The sequence below is a fragment of the Pseudomonas sp. GV085 genome (assembly GCF_003050925.1).
GTDB lineage: Bacteria > Pseudomonadota > Gammaproteobacteria > Pseudomonadales > Pseudomonadaceae > Aquipseudomonas.
This window is the reverse complement of sequence record NZ_QAOV01000019.1, coordinates 1-17,777: the sequence shown is the minus strand read 5'-3', so window position 1 is coordinate 17,777 and position 17,777 is coordinate 1. Positions and strand designations below refer to the sequence as shown.

General features: G+C 60.4%; 21 protein-coding genes. 7 read left to right on the top strand and 14 right to left on the bottom strand.

Features of this window, described 5'->3' with window-relative positions; all coding sequences use genetic code 11:
- The first annotated feature begins 60 nt into the window (after positions 1-60).
- Positions 61-288: an MbtH family protein gene (locus C8K63_RS27660; RefSeq protein ID WP_108219585.1), complete on the top strand. Its 228-nt coding sequence runs from the start codon at positions 61-63 to the stop codon at positions 286-288.
- 202 nt (positions 289-490) lie between these two features.
- Here C8K63_RS27660 and C8K63_RS27655 read toward each other — a convergent pair whose 3' ends face one another.
- The 9 genes from C8K63_RS27655 to C8K63_RS27615 form a co-directional block, all read right to left on the bottom strand.
- Positions 491-1,393 carry a metal ABC transporter solute-binding protein, Zn/Mn family gene (locus tag C8K63_RS27655; protein ID WP_108219584.1) on the bottom strand — a complete coding sequence of 301 codons (903 nt, stop codon included), beginning with the start codon at positions 1,391-1,393 and terminating at the stop codon, positions 491-493.
- On the bottom strand, positions 1,394-2,293 hold the full coding sequence (locus C8K63_RS27650; RefSeq protein WP_108219583.1) for a metal ABC transporter permease: 900 nt from the start codon (positions 2,291-2,293) through the stop codon (positions 1,394-1,396).
- A complete protein-coding gene (locus tag C8K63_RS27645; protein WP_108219582.1) occupies positions 2,293-3,153 on the bottom strand; it encodes a metal ABC transporter ATP-binding protein in 861 nt (286 codons plus the stop codon). The genes C8K63_RS27650 and C8K63_RS27645 overlap by 1 nt, the downstream gene beginning before the upstream one ends.
- Positions 3,150-4,076 carry a metal ABC transporter substrate-binding protein gene (locus C8K63_RS27640; protein WP_108219581.1) on the bottom strand — a complete coding sequence of 309 codons (927 nt, stop codon included), beginning with the start codon at positions 4,074-4,076 and terminating at the stop codon, positions 3,150-3,152. Before C8K63_RS27640 ends, C8K63_RS27645 begins: the two co-directional genes overlap by 4 nt.
- A gap of 34 nt (positions 4,077-4,110) precedes the next feature.
- The gene (locus C8K63_RS27635) at positions 4,111-4,683 is read right to left on the bottom strand and encodes a DUF6162 family protein (RefSeq protein ID WP_108219580.1); all 573 of its coding nucleotides are present in this window, start codon (positions 4,681-4,683) and stop codon (positions 4,111-4,113) included.
- Complete coding sequence (locus C8K63_RS27630) at positions 4,680-5,009, bottom strand: hypothetical protein (protein ID WP_108219579.1); 330 nt, start codon at positions 5,007-5,009, stop codon at positions 4,680-4,682. Before C8K63_RS27630 ends, C8K63_RS27635 begins: the two co-directional genes overlap by 4 nt.
- Positions 5,006-5,548 (bottom strand): thiamine pyrophosphate-binding protein, encoded by a 543-nt coding sequence (locus C8K63_RS27625; protein WP_108219578.1) that lies wholly within the window; start codon positions 5,546-5,548, stop codon positions 5,006-5,008. Before C8K63_RS27625 ends, C8K63_RS27630 begins: the two co-directional genes overlap by 4 nt.
- Positions 5,545-6,747 (bottom strand): PepSY domain-containing protein, encoded by a 1,203-nt coding sequence (locus C8K63_RS27620; RefSeq protein WP_108219577.1) that lies wholly within the window; start codon positions 6,745-6,747, stop codon positions 5,545-5,547. Before C8K63_RS27620 ends, C8K63_RS27625 begins: the two co-directional genes overlap by 4 nt.
- 287 nt (positions 6,748-7,034) lie before the next feature.
- The gene (locus C8K63_RS27615; RefSeq protein WP_108219576.1) at positions 7,035-7,493 is read right to left on the bottom strand and encodes a VOC family protein; all 459 of its coding nucleotides are present in this window, start codon (positions 7,491-7,493) and stop codon (positions 7,035-7,037) included.
- Positions 7,494-7,784: 291 nt separating this feature from the next.
- Here C8K63_RS27615 and C8K63_RS27610 point away from each other — a divergent pair, with 291 nt between their 5' ends.
- The 4 genes from C8K63_RS27610 to C8K63_RS27595 all read left to right on the top strand — a co-directional run bounded on the left by C8K63_RS27610 (position 7,785) and on the right by C8K63_RS27595 (position 12,007).
- On the top strand, positions 7,785-8,054 hold the full coding sequence (locus tag C8K63_RS27610) for a hypothetical protein (RefSeq protein WP_108219575.1): 270 nt from the start codon (positions 7,785-7,787) through the stop codon (positions 8,052-8,054).
- Between the two features lie 101 nt (positions 8,055-8,155).
- A complete protein-coding gene (locus tag C8K63_RS27605) occupies positions 8,156-8,770 on the top strand; it encodes a LysE family translocator (RefSeq protein WP_108219574.1) in 615 nt (204 codons plus the stop codon).
- Positions 8,771-8,975: 205 nt separating this feature from the next.
- Positions 8,976-10,133 (top strand): cysteine desulfurase family protein, encoded by a 1,158-nt coding sequence (locus C8K63_RS27600; protein WP_108219573.1) that lies wholly within the window; start codon positions 8,976-8,978, stop codon positions 10,131-10,133.
- A 65-nt stretch (positions 10,134-10,198) separates the two neighbouring features.
- Positions 10,199-12,007, top strand: a complete 1,809-nt coding sequence (locus C8K63_RS27595; RefSeq protein ID WP_108219572.1) for an aminopeptidase P family protein — start codon at positions 10,199-10,201, stop codon at positions 12,005-12,007.
- A 45-nt stretch (positions 12,008-12,052) separates the two neighbouring features.
- Here C8K63_RS27595 and C8K63_RS27590 read toward each other — a convergent pair whose 3' ends face one another.
- Positions 12,053-12,973 (bottom strand): LysR family transcriptional regulator, encoded by a 921-nt coding sequence (locus tag C8K63_RS27590; RefSeq protein WP_177413313.1) that lies wholly within the window; start codon positions 12,971-12,973, stop codon positions 12,053-12,055.
- A gap of 104 nt (positions 12,974-13,077) precedes the next feature.
- Between C8K63_RS27590 and C8K63_RS27585 the strand changes: the two genes are divergently transcribed.
- A complete protein-coding gene (locus C8K63_RS27585; protein ID WP_108219651.1) occupies positions 13,078-14,076 on the top strand; it encodes a zinc-dependent alcohol dehydrogenase family protein in 999 nt (332 codons plus the stop codon).
- Here C8K63_RS27585 and C8K63_RS27580 read toward each other — a convergent pair.
- Together C8K63_RS27580 and C8K63_RS27575 are read right to left on the bottom strand one after the other, a co-directional pair.
- Positions 14,073-14,663: a 2-hydroxychromene-2-carboxylate isomerase gene (locus tag C8K63_RS27580; RefSeq protein ID WP_108219570.1), complete on the bottom strand. Its 591-nt coding sequence runs from the start codon at positions 14,661-14,663 to the stop codon at positions 14,073-14,075. The genes C8K63_RS27585 and C8K63_RS27580 overlap by 4 nt on opposite strands.
- Positions 14,664-14,699: 36 nt before the next feature.
- The gene (locus tag C8K63_RS27575) at positions 14,700-15,428 is read right to left on the bottom strand and encodes an SDR family oxidoreductase (RefSeq protein ID WP_108219569.1); all 729 of its coding nucleotides are present in this window, start codon (positions 15,426-15,428) and stop codon (positions 14,700-14,702) included.
- A gap of 93 nt (positions 15,429-15,521) precedes the next feature.
- On the opposite strand from C8K63_RS27575, the gene C8K63_RS27570 reads away from it, so the two are divergent.
- Positions 15,522-16,082 carry a TetR/AcrR family transcriptional regulator gene (locus tag C8K63_RS27570; RefSeq protein ID WP_108219568.1) on the top strand — a complete coding sequence of 187 codons (561 nt, stop codon included), beginning with the start codon at positions 15,522-15,524 and terminating at the stop codon, positions 16,080-16,082.
- A 14-nt stretch (positions 16,083-16,096) separates the two neighbouring features.
- Here the strand turns inward: C8K63_RS27570 and C8K63_RS27565 are convergent, their stop codons facing one another.
- Positions 16,097-16,378 carry a hypothetical protein gene (locus tag C8K63_RS27565; protein ID WP_108219567.1) on the bottom strand — a complete coding sequence of 94 codons (282 nt, stop codon included), beginning with the start codon at positions 16,376-16,378 and terminating at the stop codon, positions 16,097-16,099.
- Positions 16,379-16,547: 169 nt separating this feature from the next.
- Positions 16,548-17,435, bottom strand: a complete 888-nt coding sequence (gene rhtA, locus C8K63_RS27560; RefSeq protein ID WP_108219566.1) for a threonine/homoserine exporter RhtA — start codon at positions 17,433-17,435, stop codon at positions 16,548-16,550.
- Positions 17,436-17,777 lie beyond the last annotated feature (342 nt).

Genomic DNA, 17,777 nt, shown 5'->3' with positions numbered 1-17,777 from the left:
TCCTTCTACATAACGGCTGTGCACACGGCGCAGCCCGCCCGATAACGATGGAGAGACACCATGACGTCAGTATTCGACCGCGAGGACATCCTCTTTCAGGTCGTGGTCAACCACGAAGAGCAGTACTCGATCTGGCCCGACTACAAAGCCGTGCCACAAGGCTGGCGCACCGTGGGCAAAAGCGGGCTGAAAAAAGAATGCCTGGCCTACATCGAAGAAACCTGGACCGACATGCGCCCATTGAGCCTGCGGCAGAAAATGGATGAGCAGGCGGCTGTGGCGCGCTGATTCGTCATGCAAAAAGAAGCCCGCTGGACTGGTGACAGTCAGCGGGCTTTTTCAGGTCTGGAGTTTGTGCACAGGAAACTTGTATGCGGCGCGCAATCCTGTAGGAGCTGGCTTGCCAGCGAAGGACGTTAACGAAGACAAGTACTTGATGGATGAACGCGGTGCCTATGAGCCCATCGCTGGCAAGCCAGCTCCTACAGGATTACGCGCCACTCAGCCCCTTGATCAGCAAGTCCACATTCCCCTCCAGCTCCGCCACCGGATCCTCGGCATCGGTACTCAACACCACCAACCGGCTACCCGACCCGGCAATCACCGCTTTCAGCGCATCCGACGGCTGCCGGTGATGCAGCACCACCGCCACGTCATTGTCCTTGAGCGTCGTGCCCAGTTGCTCGAGTGCTTCGGCTGTCCATTCGGCATCCGGGCGTGTGTCCTGGCCAATCGATTCCAGGTTGAGGCTGCCGATCAGATAGCCGAAATGATCGCTGAGGCTCATCACACTGAGGTTATCCGCATTGGCCAGCCGCGCTTCGCTGTCGGCGCTGAGCTTGAGTAAACGCTGTTTGAGCGCTGCCAGGTTGGCGTCGATTTTCGGCTTGGCCTCGGGAGCCAGGCGTACCAGATCCGCCGCCATCACATCGGCCATGCGCCCCATGTTATTGCTGGAGAACCACGGCTGGCTGTTCAGCCCGTCGACCTTGTTGTCGGGCTGCACGGCAATGCCGGGCAGGGCGCCATCCACCGGGCGGGCGGCATCGACTTCGACGATGCGGATATTGCTGCGCCGGGAGATCGGGTACAGCGGGTCATCCGGCCACAGTGAGCGCAGGCCGATCACCGCGTCGGCATCGTTCGCCAGTCCGGCCAGCGCCGGGGCACCCCGGCCGGTGAAGTAGGCGGTCTGGCGGCTGCCGGGCAAATTGGCCGGGGCTGCGCGTTCAAGGCTGACATCGGTGCCTTTGAGCAGCACCTCACCGAGACCATAAGTTATGGGCAAGGAGGCCAGCACGCGCAGCGATTTGCCGCTGCCAGCGGCGAAGGTCGTGGTGGTCAACCCGCACAAGGCAACGGCGAGGGTCAGTTGACGCAGTGAAAAATTCATTTATCCAAGGTTCCCTTTCAGGCTGGGGACAACGCCGCGCGCGAGGGCGGCCAGGGCGAAGGCGATACCGGCCACCAGAATGATCGCGGCACCGGACGGAATCGGCAGGTCGAAGACAATCGGCGCGAGAATCCCGCACAGCGTGCTGACGGTGGCGATCAGCACCGAACACCAGAAAAAGCCTTTCAGCGACTGGCTGAGCAAGCGTGCCGCCGCGGCCGGAATCACCAGCAGGGCACCGACCAGAATCGCGCCGATGACCTTCACGGCGGCGACGGTGATCAGCGTCACCAGAATCACGAACAGATAATCCAGGGTCTTCACCGCCACCCCGCGTACCGCCGCCAGTTGCGGATTGAAACTGGCGAGCATGATGCGGTTGTACAGGGGCAAGGCCAGGGCCATCACCCATGAACCGACGATGGCCAGCACCAGCAGGTCGTTGCCGTTGACCGTCAGCACCGAGCCGAACAGTACGTTTTCCAGAATGTGCACGTTGATCTTGCCCGCCAGAATCAACAGCAGGCTCGCGCCCAGGGCGAGCGACACCGAGAGAAACACACCGATCAAGGTGTCCGGCGCCAGGCCGGTGCGGTTGCGCAGGTAGTTAAGCAGGATCCCGAACAGCAGGCAGTAGCCGAACAGGCTGCCGTAAGGCCCGGTGTAGGGTTCACCGAGCAGGATGCCGATGGCCACGCCGGTCAGTGCGGCATGGCCGACGGCTTCGGAGAAAAACGCGAAACGCTTGACCACCACCAGCGTGCCCAGGCCCCCTAGCACCGGGCCGATCAGCAGACCGGCGATCAAGGCGTTGACCACGAACCCATAGGCCAGCGCCTCGGGCAGATAACCCGACGACGCCCAGCTCTGGACCATCAGGCGAAAGGCTTCGTAACTCATCAGGCAAGACTCCGTGGGTGAGTCGAGAACAGCGTCAACAGACGCTCCGGCGTCAGCGCCTGTTGCGGCGTGGCGTCGAACAGTACCCGGCGATTGAGCCCGGTGACTTGATCGGCCAGGCGCCCGACCGCTTCCAGGTCGTGCTCGATCCACAGCACGGTAATCCCCGCCGCTCGCCAGTCACCGAGCAGGCGTTCGAACACCCGGATGCCGGCCTCATCGAGGGCCGACATCGGCTCATCGAGCACCAGCAATTGCGGGGGTGGAATCAGCCCCTGGGCCAGCAACACCCGTTGCCGTTCGCCGCCGGACAGCGCGCCCATGCGGCGTTTGCGTTTGTCCTGCATGCCAACCCGTTCAAGGGCCTCGCCAATCGCCGTCGCGTAGTTTTTGCTCAAACCGAGGAAGGCCGGGCGACGCTGGCACATGGCGGCCATGAAATCGTCGACCGTCATCGGCAAGCCCCGGTCGAACTCCAGCGCCTGCGGCACATAGCTGATGGTGCCGGGTTCACCCGGCCATTGCAGGCTCAAGCGGCCCTGATGGGGCATTTGCCCGAGCAGGGTCTTGATCAGCGAACTCTTGCCGCCGCCGTTGGGGCCGACCAGTGCGTGCACGCTGCCGGGGCGGACCTGGAAGGTCACCTTGTCGAGGATCGTCGTGCGTCCGAGGATCAGGCTGACGTCGGCAAAATCCAGCGTCGGCCCGAGAACCTGTGGGAGCGAGCTTGCTCGCGATAGCGGACTGTCATCTGGCGATGATGCTGACTGACCCACCGCCTTCGCGAGCAGGTCGAATCGTCGCACCGTCGCTCCCACAGGGGATTCTGTATCGGCCAGGATGGTTTCTTTCGATGTCATGCCCCCGACTCCTGAATCGCCCGCACCACGGTGTCGAGGTTGCCGGTCATTTCCTTTTCGTACTTGTCGGCGGTGTATTCCCCGTAGGAGATGTGCGACAGCGGATACAGCTTCACCCCGGACTCGCGCTGAATGGTCTCGACGTAAGTGGAAGGAAAATCCATCTCCGAGAAGATCACCTTCACGTCCAGCTCGCGCAGTTGATCGATGGTTTTTTTCAATTGGCTCGGGCTCGGTTCGATGCCATGGGCCGGTTCGACCACGGCTGTCACTGCCAGGCCGAATTCACGCAGCAGATAGTCGTAGGCAGCGTGCACCGTGGCCACCCGCAGTTCGGCGTTCGGTGCCTGGGTCAGTTTGGCCAGGGCGTCAGCGCGCATCTTGCGCAGGCGCTTGCCGTAGGCGCGGGCGTTCTCGGTGTAGGTCCTGGCGTTGGCTGGGTCGCGCTTGCCCAGCTCCCGGGCGATGTTGTTGACCTGGGCGATGGAGGCGCTGATCGACAGGAAGGTGTGCGGGTTCACCACTTTGCCGGCACCGCGGGCGGCGACGCCGGTGGCGGCCAGCAGCGGCACGTTTTCGTTGGCCTCGATCACCGGCACATTCGGGGTTTCGCTGGCGGCGATCATGCGGTCGGCGAAGTCGTCATGGCCGACGCCGTTGAGCACGATCACGTCCAGCCCGCCGATGCGCTTGATGTCTTCGGCGCGGGGCTCGTAGGCATGCGGGTTGAAACCGGCCGGAATCAGCGGCACCACCTCGGCCTTGTCGCCGACGATGTTCGCCACGTAGCTGTAGTAAGGATGCAGGGTGATGCCGATGCGCAGGCGCTTGGCCTCTTCGGCGTTGGCCAGTGATGGCAGCAGGCAGGCCAGCAGACCGATCAGCAGCCGGCGCAAGTGAGAACGTTGAGATGAAATGGGCATGGGAAGCGGGCTTCTCTCGGGTGAAGGCGAGGGTTCAGTGCCGGTGCTGGCGGGTCACGCCGGCATCGAATTGCGCGACGATCTGTTGCCAGCCAGCGCTTTCGAGCGCGGCGTCGCTAAGGTCGGTCGGTGCCGTGAGCGTGCCGGCGCGGTTGAGCCAGATGTCCGGGGCGTCATCGGTTGCGGTCAAGCGCATCAGGAATGAACCGGCGACCGTTGGGGTCTGGCTCTGGCCGAAATAGGCCTTGGCCTCGAGCAACTGCCAGGCATGACCGCCACGGCTGACGGCGCTGGCGTCCCGGGCAAACGGCGCAAGACCTTCCTCGGCGAGCACCTCGGGCGTCGGCAGCGTTTGCTGTTCCTGGCGCAGCAAATGAATTTCGTCCAGCGTCACCCGCAAATCGGCGTAGATACCTTGCTCGGAGGCACTGAGGTCACGCCGCGCATCCAGTTGATGGCTACCGACGCTGCTCACCTCAGGGGATTCACCGCGCCAGAGCACCACCGAGCCGGCCACCGCCAGGATCATCAGGCACAGCAGCAGAACGTAGAGGGTTTCGTGCCCGGCACCCGCCGGGCGCACGACTTGGGTCGTTGGAGTGCTCATGGTGCCTCGATGTCCGCTTGGTCGATTTCCACGACGTGACCGGGGCCGGCATCGAACAGCACATAGAACTCGGCGCCGGGTTTCTTGAAGGTCAGGGTCGAATCAGGCCCGAGCTTGCCCGGCAGCAGAATGGTTTCGTCGTAGCCGATCACATCGAGAGTCACGCCCGGCGCGCCACTGCCGTCGGAAAAACCGCCGGTGCACTTGATCTGCTCCGTGTCGATGGCCTTGCATTCGCACATCGGGTTGTGGGCCAGGGCGCTGGCGCTGAAGCCGGCGCAGAGCACCAACAACAGGGCGTTGAGTGAGCGAAGAGGGTTGATCATGGTTTGCCTCCTTGTTTGTTCAACCAGGCGATGGTGGCGGGGGAGGCCTGGCTCAAAGGAATGGATGCCTGATGCATGGCGCCATCCCAACCTTCCATGGTGATCCACAGTTCGGCGTCGGCCGTGGTCTTTTCCGGGACGGGCAGCGAAGCGCCCATGCGGTACGGGGTGCCAAAGAAAATCACCCCGGCGGCGCGCAGGCTGCGGGGCTTGCCGATGCGCAGGTAAGTGGCCTTGACCTGGCCGATACAGGCTTCGCACAGCGCGGCGTTGAAGCCCTTCATGTAACCGGCCGGGCCATCGAGCATGGGTGCGGCGTTACGCAACTCCGCCAGGCGCAGGCTCCAGGGACCGACCTGGACTTCGCCGACTTCCCGTTCGCCCAAGCCACTGTCGCCACGCATCAGCGACTCGTCGGCGAAATACCTGGGCATGAAGCCGAGAGGAATCAGCAGCAACAGGACGTTCAGGTGATAGCGCCATTTATGCCAGAACAGGCTAAGGCGCGAAGGTTGTGAGACCGCAGTGTCTTTACTCACAGATTGACCTCCGACACTTCGTTGCTCGTGGCCGGTTGCACCGTGGTGCCACGCGGTTTCTTGTTGCTGCGCTTGAAGGCACTGGCCGTGGCCAGTGCCGTGCGCTTGGTCCAGATCAGCAGACCGCTGAGCACCATCATGCTCAGCAGCAGACCGAAGAACGCCCAGATCAGCTTGATCCACAGTCCGCCGAAATCGCCGGTGTGCAGCGGGCGCATGGACTCGGTGATGAACTCCAGGGCCGAACGGTCGGAAATCAGGCGCGAGGCGGCGACTTCGCCGTTGTACGGGTTGAGGGTCGCGGTCTGGAACATCAACGGATACCAACCGCGTCCCCCGACATCCAGATGGCTATAGGCATTGCCCGGCAGGCTGACGAAACTGGCCTCCAGCCCGGAGATTTTCTGCGTGGCGATTTCAACCGCGCGGTCCAGGTCGATACGTGGCGGGGGCGAGCCATCGGGCGACAGCGGTACCGCTTCGCGGGCCATCGCCGGAATGATCTTTTCCGTGGAAATTGAAATCTGGTTATCGGACAGCAATGCCTGGATCAGAAACCAGGTGCCGGTGATGGAAATCACCGCGATGAACCAGATCGACCAGATACCGCTCAAGCGGTGAAAGTCGCCCCAGAAAATCCGCGCGCCGTGGCGAATGCGCAGGGTCGGGCGGAAAAAACCTTTCCAGAAACGTTTGTAGACCACTAGCCCGGTGATCAGCGACGCCAGCAATGGCAAGCCGAGAAACGACACCAGGTACCAGCCCCAGCTATAGCCATTGGTAAAAGGCACCAGCCACCAAGCGTGCAGGGCGCGGGTGAAGGCGCGGAAGTTGAATGGCGGCGCGACACCCTGGATCACGCCGCTGTACGGATTGACATAAATCACCACCGAGCGCCCGTCGGGGTAGCTGACTTCGACATCCAGGGCGAAGTGCGATTCGTCGGGGCGACTGATGCTCTGCACCACGGTCTGCGGTTCGGCCCTGTTGATGGCCTCGATGACCTGCTGATAGCTGAGCAGCGGAGCATCGTCCGAGGGCTGGCTGGCGCGCATTGGCGGATTGGCCAGCCAGACGATTTCCTGGCTGATGACGGCCAGGGTCCCGGTCACACAGACGATCAGCACGAAAAACCAGATCGGCAATGCCAGCCAGCTATGGATCAGGAACCAGATTTTTGAACGGGACTTCTTTGACATGTTGAAGGTCTTGGCTCGATGAGAGGCCGCTCGGCTGCGGGCTTCGCAGGGATGAGCGCCCTGAAGGTCCGGTCGTGGCTTTTGCCTGCGCGACAGGACTGCATCTAGGTAGGACGGATGAGCAGGGGAAATCCCGAAAGGGGAAATGAAAGAAAATGTTTCGCATTGCCGGCAGGTCAGGGGCGGGCATGCTTGCGCAAGTGATTAGCCAGTCGACGGTGCTGTTGAAGGCGGGGCCTGTGGGAGCGAGCCTGCTCGCGAAGAGGCCCGCTCCAACACCAGGGATTTCAACTCTGGGCAAACATCTCCTTCGCCCGTTGCTCGATCTGCGCCTGGGTCAGGTCTTCCTTGCGCGTGGCCAGGAACCACAGGTGCCCGTAGGGATCCTTCAAGGTCCCTGAACGGTCGCCGTAAAACTGATCCTTGACCTCAGATACAACGGTTGCGCCGGCATCGATCGCCTGTTTGCAGGACTTGTCGACATCCTGCACGTACAAATGCAGACCCACGGACGGGGAATTGTCCGGGTTGCTCAGCGGCCCTTGATCGCACGGTGTGCCCAGCATGATCGGGCAATCGCCGATGCGCAGTTCGGCGTGGCCGACACCGCCATCGGGCATGTTCAGGCGCATGACTTCAATGGCGCCGAAGGCTTTTTTGTAGAAGGCGATGGCTTCGGCGGCTTTGTTGATGCCCAGGTAGGGGGTGATGCTGTGATACCCCTCTGGAATGGGTTTGACGCTCATGATGGATCTCCCTGTTCCGGATGTGTGAATAGAAAGTACCTCTGCCGTTATACGACCGAATAAATATAGGCCAGCCTGTTTCGTACTCAGCGAGTGTCCGACGAGCAGCAATGCCATTCAACTGCCATCAAGCCGGCTCCCACCGGTGCGTCTCCGGCCCGCGTTCCCCCGGCACATCGACAATGATCGCCATTTCTTGATAGCCACTATTGAAAGCGTTGATTTCTGCTGCCCGGGAGGCGCGGGTAGCCTGTGTTCATTGCCTCGAACCCAGTCGCCAGGACGCCAGAAATGAAACCGATGATCGCAACGATGCTGATACTCGCCGTCTCCGTACTCGCCGGATGTGCCAGCCATGTTTCCCCTGAGCTTCGGCCTTACACCGCTGAAGAAAGCCAGGAACTGGCACTGGAGGCGCTGAACCGCCGCGGTCTGTCCTTCGACGAATACCACGCGAAAAAAGCCGAGCTGCTCGGCCAGCCGCAAAAGTCGTTCAACTTCGACAACCAGGGTGAAATGAACGCCGGGCGATCTGTACAGCTTCACGGTCGTCCAAGCTGAGGCGAAACTGTACTGCTCCAAGTTTCGCGTAACTGTCCATGGGTTTCGCCCTGGGTGTGCGATAGGGTCAACACCTGACCGACCCTGACGGACTACCACCCATGACGCTTTCTCTCGACCTGCTGCTGGGCTTCGCCCTGTTTGCCCTCGTCACCTCGATCACACCCGGCCCGAACAACACCATGTTGCTGGCATCCGGGGTGAACTTCGGCTTCAACCGCACGATTCCGCACATGCTCGGCATCACTTGTGGCTTCTTTGTACTCGTGGTGGCGGTTGGTTTCGGCCTTGGCGCGGTGTTCCAGACTTATCCTTTGCTCTACACCGTACTGCGTTATGTGGGGGCGGCGTATTTGCTGTATCTGGCGTGGAAAATCGCCCATTCCGGGCCAATCTCGGAGAGCCAGCAGGGCGAGGCGAAACCGATCAGTTATCTGGGCGCCGCCGCGTTCCAGTGGGTCAATCCCAAAGCCTGGATCATGGCCATTGGTGCCATCAGCACCTACACACCGATGCAGGGTTACTTCACCAATGTGATCGTGATTGCGGCGGTTTTTGCCATCATCAACCTGCCGAGTGTCGGTGTCTGGGCCGCTTGCGGCACGCTGTTGCGCAACGTTCTGAAGGATCGCCGCTGGCTGCGCCTGTTCAATTGGGGCATGGCTGCGCTGCTCGTGGGTTCGCTGTACCCGCTGTTGCTCGAAAGCTTTAGCTGATGCATTGCTTCAACCGGTTGCCCGATGCCTGTTAAGCTGACTTTTCAGGAGCGTTCCTACGCACTATTAAATGAAGTAGTTCTTCTTTAACGGCATCCGATCAGGTATTGGTACGTTCTGAAAACAGCGCGCAGCTCACAAGGCTGCGCTTTGCCGTTTGCAGTCACGAGCTTCCTGATCCCGGAACACGCTCTGCGAGTCTTTTATGAATAAACGTCCGTTGTATTTCGATTACGCCGCCACCACGCCGGTGGATGAGCGGGTCATCAAGGTGATGGTCGAGTGTCTGGGCTTTACCGGTAATTTCGGCAACCCGGCCTCCAGCTCCCACGCATTCGGCCAGCAGGCCCGGCAATCGGTGGAGCAGGCGCGACGCCAGGTCGCCGAACTGGTCGGCGCGACGCCCGAGCAGATTGTCTGGACCTCCGGCGCCACCGAATCCAACAACCTCGCGCTCAAAGGCGTGGCTCAGGCCCGCGGCATTGGCGGCGGCCATATCATCACCAGCCAGATCGAACACAAAGCCATTCTCGATACTGCGAAGCAACTGCAGGATGCCGGTGTCGCGGTGACTTATCTGGTGCCGGACGCCGAGGGCCTGATCACAGCGCAAGCGGTCAGCCAAGCCATGCGCGAAGACACCTTCCTGGTGTCACTGATGCTGGTCAACAACGAACTGGGCACCCTCAACGACATTCCCGCCATCGGTCAGGTCGTGCGTGATCGCGGGGCGTTGTTCCATGTCGACGCCGCACAGGGCGCGGGCAAAGTGGCGATCGATCTCGGGCAGTGGCCGGTGGACCTGATGTCGTTTTCCGCGCACAAGCTCTACGGGCCCAAAGGCATTGGTGCGTTGTACGTCGGTCCGCGCGCACAACAGCGTTTGCAGGCGCAGATCCATGGCGGCGGGCATGAGGGCGGTTTGCGTTCCGGCACTCTGGCGACCCATCAGATCGTGGCCATGGGCTTGGCTTTCGCCCTGGCGGCAGCGTCCTTCGATGAAGAGAAAGCAGTCATCGTGCGTTTGCGTGAACGCTTGCTCGACCAGTTATTGAGCATTCCCGGTGTGCGGCTCAATGGCAGCCCGACCCGGCGCATCCCCCATACGCTGAGCCTGACCTTCGGCGAAGGTGAGTTCAACTCGGCAGCGTTGCTGGCCTCGATCGCGTTTTCCGCGACCTCGGCCTGCAATTCCGCGAGCAATACCCCATCTCATGTACTGCTGGCCCTGGGGCATGATGCCCGCTCGGCCAGTCGCACCATCCGCTTGAGCCTCGGGCGCTTCACCACCGAGCAGGACATCGACCAGGCGGTTCAACTGATCAAGGCAGCCTGCGCCAGTGCTCCGGCATTCTGGCAATAAGGCGACGAAGCGCCGGCGCTGATCGGCACCCAACAATAATGATGAAGTGGTTAGCAGGAGACTCGATGAATACGCAGCTTTCGATCAATGGATCGGTGCCTCAGCGCCTGGCGCAAACCCGCGAATTGATGAGCCGGGAGGGCATTCACGCCTTGCTGGTGCCGTCGGCCGACCCGCACTTGTCCGAATACCTGCCGGGCTATTGGCAAGGGCGCCAGTGGTTGTCGGGTTTCCATGGTTCGGTCGGCACCCTGATCGTGACCCCGGATTTTGCCGGCGTCTGGGCCGACAGCCGTTACTGGGAGCAGGCGACCAAGGAGCTCAAGGGCAGCGGCATTGATCTGGTCAAGCTGCAACCGGGTCAACCCGGACCGCTGGAATGGCTGGCCGAGCAAACCCCCGAGGGTGGCGTTGTCGCGGTCGATGGCGCGGTCATGGCCGTGGCTTCGGCACGGACCCTGGGCAGCAAGCTTGAAGAACGTGGCGCCCGTCTGCGCACCGACATCGACCTGCTGAGCGGAGTCTGGAACGACCGCCCAGGCCTGCCGAACGAGCCGATCTATCAGCACTTGCCACCACAGGCGACCGTCAGCCGTGGCGAAAAACTCGCCAAACTGCGTGAAACCCTTCAGGCGCGGGGTGCCGACTGGCATTTCATCGCCACCCTGGATGACATCGCCTGGCTGTTCAACCTGCGTGGCGGCGACGTGTCGTTCAACCCGGTGTTTGTTTCCTTCGCCTTGATCAATCAGCAACAGGCCACGCTGTTCGTTGCCTTGAGCAAAGTCAGCAGCGAACTGCGCGCCATCCTCGAACAGGACGGCGTGACCTTGCGCGATTACAGCGAGGTCGCCGCCGCTCTGCGTGTCGTGCCGAGCGGTGCGAGCCTGCAAGTCGACCCGGCGCGGGTCACGGCGGGGTTGCTGGACAACCTCGACAGCGGGGTGAAGCTGATCGAAGGCCTGAACCCGACTACCCTGGCCAAATCGCAAAAAAGCCTGGCCGATGCCGAACACATCCGTCAGGCCATGGAGCAGGACGGCGCAGCGCTGTGCGAATTCTTCGCCTGGCTGGACTCGGCGCTGGGGCGCGAGCGCATCACCGAATTGACCATCGACGGAAAACTTACCGCCGCCCGTGAGCGCCGTCCGGATTATGTGTCGCTGAGTTTCAACACCATCGCCGCGTTCAACGCCAATGGCGCGATGCCGCACTACCACGCCACCGAAGAAGAACACGCGGTGATCGAAGGGGACGGCCTGCTGCTGATCGACTCCGGTGGCCAGTACCTGGGCGGCACTACCGACATCACGCGGATGGTGGCGGTGGGCACACCGACCGATGAGCAAAAACGCGATTGCACCCGCGTACTCAAGGGCGTGATTGCCTTGTCCCGCGCGCAGTTCCCCAAAGGCATTCTGTCGCCGCTGCTCGATGCCATCGCCCGCGCGCCCATCTGGGCGGAAAGTGTCGATTACGGTCACGGCACCGGTCATGGCGTCGGTTACTTCCTGAACGTCCACGAAGGTCCGCAAGTCATTGCCTATCAGGCCGCACCTGCACCGCAAACCGCGATGCAACCCGGCATGATCACCTCCATTGAGCCAGGCACCTATCGTCCGGGTCGTTGGGGTGTGCGGATCGAAAACCTGGCGATGAACCGTGAGGCAGGCAAGAGCGAATTCGGCGAGTTCCTGAAGTTCGAAACCCTGACCCTGTGCCCGATCGACACACGTTGCCTGGAAACATCGTTGCTGTCGGACGAGGAAAAACAGTGGTTCAACGCCTACCACGCCGAAGTGCGTGAGCGTCTGAGTCCGTTGGTCGAGGGTGCTGCACTTGAGTGGCTGAACACTCGCACTGCGGCTATCTGATCGGGTGCAGCTTTGGTTCCTGTGTAGCTATTTGTTTGTGCGCAGCTATTGGTTCCTGTGCAGCTCAGGCGCTTTATCCAGCGCCTGAGCCATATAGTCGACAAAGGCTTTGACCCTGGCGGATTGGCGACGATTCGCCAGGGATACGGCATAAATTGGCAGCGACAACGTACTGTAGTCCTGCAAAATCGCGCTCACCCGGCCGGCGCTCAGGTCTTCGCTGAATAGCCACACCGGTGACAGTGCAATCCCCAATCCCCCCAGCACCATTTCGCGGATCGCCTCGGAATTGTTGCTCTGCGCATTGCCCTTGATCCGCACTTCGTGGCGTTGGGCGTCTTTTGTGTACACCCACAGGTTTTGACTGCTCAGCAGGTTGAACATCAGGCAGTTGTGCCTGCCCAGTTCCTGTGGTGTTTGCGGTTGGCCGTTTTGCCTGAGGTAGTCAGGTGATGCGACGGTCACACGGTGGGTACTGCCGACATGGCGAGCGATCAGGCCGCTGTCGTTCAGGGCACCGATCCGGAATGTGACGTCCAGCCCTTCGCCGACCAGATCCAGGTTTTGATCGCTCAGTTGCAGGTCTATCTGTACGTCAGGGTAGTGTTTGAGAAAGTCCGGCAACCGGGGTGCGATCTGCAGGCGTCCGAAACTCACCGACGAGCCGATTTTCAGAGGTCCGGCGACCTTTTCCCGACCGGACTGGAAGCTATGTTCTGCCGCATCCACGGCGGCGAGGATGGTCCGGCATTCGTTGTAATAGCGCTGACCTTCGTCCGTCAGGGATAGCTTGCGGGTGCTGCGGGCAATCAGCTTTCCGCCCAATCGGGTTTCCAGTGTTTGCAATATTTTGCTGATGGTCGGCTGGCTGGTCTGCAACTCCCGGGCAACGGCGGAAAAACTGCCCCGTTCGACCACCCGCACGAAAATCGCCATTGCATTGAGTTTGTCCACGGGATTGCTCATTGATGCTGTATCGGCATGATCACTATAGCGATATGGCGTCTTATCGGCATGAATAGGGCGAGGCAAGATTGATCCTGTATTCACTTCTGATGGGACATGGCGAAATGACTGACTCACTGAATATGCGCGCTCTGATGGTCGACTCGGCCAATGCGCCGTTACGTTTGGTTTCCATTGCACGGCCCGTGCCGCAGACGGGACAGGTACTGGTCAGGATCAAGGCCAGCGGTGTCAATCCGCTGGACGGCAAAATCCGCTCCGGGCAGGCGACCCATGCGGCTCAACCATTACCGGCGATAGTGGGGATGGATCTGGCCGGGACTGTAGAGGCGTTGGGGGAGGGCGTCAGTGGCTGGCTGCCGGGAGATGACGTATATGCCATGGCCACCGGTATCGGTGGTATTCAAGGTTCATTGGCCGAGTACGCGGTGGTCGACGCGCGACTGTTGGCTCGCAAACCACACAACTTGAGCATGCGTGAGGCTGCCGGTTTGCCGCTGGTGCTGATCACCGCTTGGGAAGGTCTGGTCGACCGGGCTCGCGTTCGGCCCGGGCAGAAGGTATTGATCCATGGTGGCGCCGGTGGCGTTGGCCATGTCGCGGTGCAAATCGCCCGCGCTTTTGGCGCAGAAGTTTTTGCCACGGGCTCTGCCGGGCAGCAGTCGATTATCGAAGGGTTCGGCGCGACGTTTATCGATTACCGCAAGTCTTCGGTTGAAGACTATGTGGCCGAGCATACGGCCGGTGAGGGCTTCGACATTGTCTATGACACAGTGGGGGGTGAAACGCTGGATGCGTCATTCAAGGCGGCACGGATGTATCACGGTCATGTGCTCAGTTGCCTGGGGTGGGGGCAGCACAGCCTGGCACCGCTTTCCTTTCGCGGGGCGACTTACTCCGGTGTCTTCACTTTACTGCCGCTCCTGACCGGCAAGGGGCGTGAGCATCACGGCGAGATTCTGCACGAGGCGGCGCAGTTGATTGAAGCTGGCAAGATCGCGCCATTGCTTGACCCGCACTCGTTCACGCTGGAATCGGCAGAAGCCGCCCATGTACTGCTCTTGTCAGGAGCGGCAAAGGGGCGGTTGGTGGTCGAGGTTTAACTCAGGGCCTCGAGTACGAAGTCCAGTCGATCCTGGCCGAAGTACAGTTGGTCATCGACGAACATGCTTGGCGCACCGAACACTCCTCGCTGCACGGCTTTTTCGGTGTTGTCCTTGAGCAGGGCTTTGACTTCCTCATCGGTGCTCAGGGCCAGCACCTCTTGTGGATCGAATCCGTTTTCGCTCAATACTGCCGCGACGGTTGCCGGTTCATCCAGGCTGCGACCGTCGACCCAAATGGCGTTGAACAGGCAGTCGATGAAGGCGGCAAAGCGTTCAGGGTGGCGCAGTTGCATGCCTGTCACGGCGCGCATGAGCATCAAGGTGTTGATCGGGAAGTGCGGATTGAATTTCAGGGGCACGCCGTAGCGTTTGGCGTAGCGGTCCAGATCCTGAAACATGTAGCGGCCCTTGGCCGGGATAGTCACCGGAGAGGCGTTGCCGGTGGCTTTGAACACTCCGCCCAGCAAGAACGGAATGTAGATCAACCGGGTATCAGTCTGTGCGCAAATTTTCGGTAGCTGGGTATAGGCCAGATAGGTGGCGGGGCTGCCGAGGTCGAAGTAGAACTCCACGGTTTTGCTCATGGTCAAGGCGCTCGTCTTGTTGTTTTTTTGGGGGAATTACCAGCGTTCGTTCCAGGGGCGAAGATCCAGCTCGAAGGTCCAGGCATCGCGGGGCTGGCTGTGCAGGTACCAGTAATTTTCGGCGATATGCTCGGGATCGAGGATGCCATCCTGATCCTTGGTGGCATATTTTTCCGGGAAGCTTTCACGGATGAAGTCGGTATCGATGGCGCCGTCGACGACGACATGGGCAACGTGAATATTCATGGGGCCGAGCTCTCGGGCCATGCTTTGCGCCAGTGCACGAATGCCGTGCTTGGCACCGGCAAATGCGGCAAAGCCGGCGGCACCGCGCAGGCCGGCGGTAGCACCGGTGAACAGAATCGTTCCCCGCTGGCGCCTGGCCATGCGTTTGGCCACTTCACGTGCATTGAGAAAACCGGAAAAACAGGCCATTTCCCAGATCTTGAAATACTTGCGGGCGGTTTCTTCGAGAATGCTGCACGGCACGTTGGCGCCGATGTTGAAGACAAATGCCTCGATGGGACCGATCTCGCTTTCGATCCGCTCGACCAGCGCGATCACGTCTTCCTCCTTGCGTGCATCGCAGGCAAAACCGTGGGCCTCGCCACCATCGGCCCTGATGGCATCCACCAGTGGCTGGAGTTTGTCCGCACTGCGGCGGGTGACGCAGGCGACAAAACCCTCCCGGGCAAAACGCTTGGCAATGGCGCCGCCCGTGGCATCACCTGCACCGACGACCAGTACGACCTTCTTGTTATTCATGGGTAGATCCCTTTTGGTAAACGATCGTTAACTAAACGAACGTTATGCTATGATTCGACAGACGTCAAGGTGAGCAATTCAAGGGGAAGGGCAATGCGTTATTCGGCCAGTCACAAGCTGGAAACCAGGCAAAGGCTGCTGGAAAGCAGTGCGGTATCGGCCAAGAAGTCCGGATTTTCAACGGTGGGCGTGGACGGCCTGATGAAAGCGATTGGCTTGAGTGGCGGCGCCTTCTATAGCCACTTCTCGTCGAAAGACGAGTTGTTCGCAACCATTGTTGAACGTGAGTTGGGTCAAAGTCTGGCGCGACTGGGGGACGGGCAGGATCGTGACAAGCTTGAGCGCTGCTTGAAACAGTACCTGAGCATGTCTCACGTCGAGAGTCCGGAAACCGGTTGTGCGCTACCGGCCTTGGGCGCGGAAATTGCCCGTTCCGACCTGACTGTCCGCCAACAGGCAGAGCACTGGATTTGTCGGCTTCAGGAAAGTTGGGCGGGTGTTTTGCAAAGCGACAGCCTGGCGTGGGCGATTCTGTCGCAATGTATTGGCGCGCTGGTCGTGGCGCGCATGCTGGCTAGCCCGGATATCCAGCGCACAGTGCTGAAGTCCAGCTACGAGGAAATCGGCCGTCAGATCGCAAGTCCGAGAACCTGACACGACGACCCTGCCTATTTGCAGATGACGATCATGCTGCGGCTGGTATAACCAGCAGGATTGAGGCCAAACGGATAATCACCAGGCTCTTCCACGGCATCTCCCGACTTGGCGATGACCTTGTATCCCTTGGGTGCGCAGGAGTTGGCGGCGCTGGCGTAGCACTTGTCCCAGGATGAAGACAATCCGGAACAGTTGATGTGCAGCCCTTTCTTGCCGTGCTTGATCTGTGTTTTCGAGGTCGCTGCGCAGCCTGCAATTGCAAGTACGGCGACCAGTATCAAAAATCGTTTCATTACTGTCCTTATAGCGTCCCCGGATCTTGTGCCCGGGTCTGGCTGCATTCGCTTTCGCTTGACGCGTACCGATGTCCCTATCTGGATTTGTCCATGGCATGACCTTGGGTTGCGGGGCTAAACATGGCCTAGTTGAGCGGCAAATACCAGACCCGTGTCATATCCGCGCTCAATCTGCCGCTACTGCTGGCCTGGCGGCAGTGCTCATGGTCATGGTTGCGCCGACGGAGGCCAGGATAATGCACAGGATTGCCATCCACTGCGACAGTGAGAGGTATTCATGCAGGAACAGCAAGCCCGATAACGCACCGAAGGCAGGCTCAATGCTCATCAATGTGCCGAAGGTTCTGGCCGGCATGCGAGTCAGAGCGACCATCTCCAGGGTGTAGGGGAGGGCAGTGGACAAGACGGCGACGCCAAGCGCCACGGGGATCAGTGACGGGGTCAGCAATGCGGAGCCAGCATGGACAATACCGATAGGGGCTACAAAGAGCGCAGCGATCATTACCCCCAGTGCGGCGGTTTGCACGCCATTATCGGCCCCGGCCTTTTGGCCAAACAGAATGTACAGTGCCCAGCAGACCCCTGCACCCAAGGCATAACCGGCGCCTACCAGATCGATTCCTGCGGTCGCTTCTCCCGTTGGTATCAGTAACAGCAAGCCGACGGCAGCCAGGGCGATCCACAAAAAGTCGATCGCGCGACGCGAGGCGTAGATCGCCACGGCCAGTGGGCCGGTGAATTCAAGCGCCACCGCGATGCCCAGCGGGACGGTTTGCAATGACATATAGAAGAGGAAGTTCATGCCGCCCAGCGCCATCCCGTAGACGATGACGGTGCGCAGGGATCTTGCGGTGAGTTTTGCCCGCCATGGACGCAGTATCAGCATCATGATCACGCTGGCAAAAATCAGTCGTAATGTTGTCGTCCCCTGAGGGCCAACAACGGAGAACATGCTTTTGGCCAGGGAGGCTCCGGACTGGATCGATGCCATGGCTATGAGCAGCAGCCCAACCGAGAACAGGGTAGAGGCCAGGCTGCGAGGCTGATCATTCATTACGTGGCATCGTCCGAAATATAGGAATCAAGGGTATTTCTTTTTGTGTTGGGCAATATACTGCGCATTCCCCGCGGGCGCGTCTATATATATGCAGTGTTTTTGTACATATCGGTAGAAAACCAGAATCGGCGCTTGACGGCAGATTCTGGAGGCCTATAATTCGCCCCACTTCCGGCGCAGTCGAAACGGAAAACTCCTTGGTAAACAAAGAGTTACGCAGTTTTCGGCAGCAGGTCGCTTCAGGTCATCGAAGCCAAAAGGGAGTTGAAAAAGAGGTGTTGACAGCAGCGTGTAACGCTGTAGAATTCGCCTCCCGCTGACGAGAGATCTGAAGCGCAA

Coding starts and splice junctions, on each gene's coding strand:
- C8K63_RS27660 (WP_108219585.1), top strand. CDS start 61: ATGACGTCAGTATTCGACCGCGAGGACATCCTCTTTCAGGTCGTGGTC.
- C8K63_RS27655 (WP_108219584.1), bottom strand. CDS start 1,393: ATGAATTTTTCACTGCGTCAACTGACCCTCGCCGTTGCCTTGTGCGGG.
- C8K63_RS27650 (WP_108219583.1), bottom strand. CDS start 2,293: ATGAGTTACGAAGCCTTTCGCCTGATGGTCCAGAGCTGGGCGTCGTCG.
- C8K63_RS27645 (WP_108219582.1), bottom strand. CDS start 3,153: ATGACATCGAAAGAAACCATCCTGGCCGATACAGAATCCCCTGTGGGA.
- C8K63_RS27640 (WP_108219581.1), bottom strand. CDS start 4,076: ATGCCCATTTCATCTCAACGTTCTCACTTGCGCCGGCTGCTGATCGGT.
- C8K63_RS27635 (WP_108219580.1), bottom strand. CDS start 4,683: ATGAGCACTCCAACGACCCAAGTCGTGCGCCCGGCGGGTGCCGGGCAC.
- C8K63_RS27630 (WP_108219579.1), bottom strand. CDS start 5,009: ATGATCAACCCTCTTCGCTCACTCAACGCCCTGTTGTTGGTGCTCTGC.
- C8K63_RS27620 (WP_108219577.1), bottom strand. CDS start 6,747: ATGTCAAAGAAGTCCCGTTCAAAAATCTGGTTCCTGATCCATAGCTGG.
- C8K63_RS27615 (WP_108219576.1), bottom strand. CDS start 7,493: ATGAGCGTCAAACCCATTCCAGAGGGGTATCACAGCATCACCCCCTAC.
- C8K63_RS27610 (WP_108219575.1), top strand. CDS start 7,785: ATGAAACCGATGATCGCAACGATGCTGATACTCGCCGTCTCCGTACTC.
- C8K63_RS27605 (WP_108219574.1), top strand. CDS start 8,156: ATGACGCTTTCTCTCGACCTGCTGCTGGGCTTCGCCCTGTTTGCCCTC.
- C8K63_RS27600 (WP_108219573.1), top strand. CDS start 8,976: ATGAATAAACGTCCGTTGTATTTCGATTACGCCGCCACCACGCCGGTG.
- C8K63_RS27595 (WP_108219572.1), top strand. CDS start 10,199: ATGAATACGCAGCTTTCGATCAATGGATCGGTGCCTCAGCGCCTGGCG.
- C8K63_RS27590 (WP_177413313.1), bottom strand. CDS start 12,973: ATGAGCAATCCCGTGGACAAACTCAATGCAATGGCGATTTTCGTGCGG.
- C8K63_RS27585 (WP_108219651.1), top strand. CDS start 13,078: ATGACTGACTCACTGAATATGCGCGCTCTGATGGTCGACTCGGCCAAT.
- C8K63_RS27580 (WP_108219570.1), bottom strand. CDS start 14,663: ATGAGCAAAACCGTGGAGTTCTACTTCGACCTCGGCAGCCCCGCCACC.
- C8K63_RS27575 (WP_108219569.1), bottom strand. CDS start 15,428: ATGAATAACAAGAAGGTCGTACTGGTCGTCGGTGCAGGTGATGCCACG.
- C8K63_RS27570 (WP_108219568.1), top strand. CDS start 15,522: ATGCGTTATTCGGCCAGTCACAAGCTGGAAACCAGGCAAAGGCTGCTG.
- C8K63_RS27565 (WP_108219567.1), bottom strand. CDS start 16,378: ATGAAACGATTTTTGATACTGGTCGCCGTACTTGCAATTGCAGGCTGC.
- rhtA (WP_108219566.1), bottom strand. CDS start 17,435: ATGAATGATCAGCCTCGCAGCCTGGCCTCTACCCTGTTCTCGGTTGGG.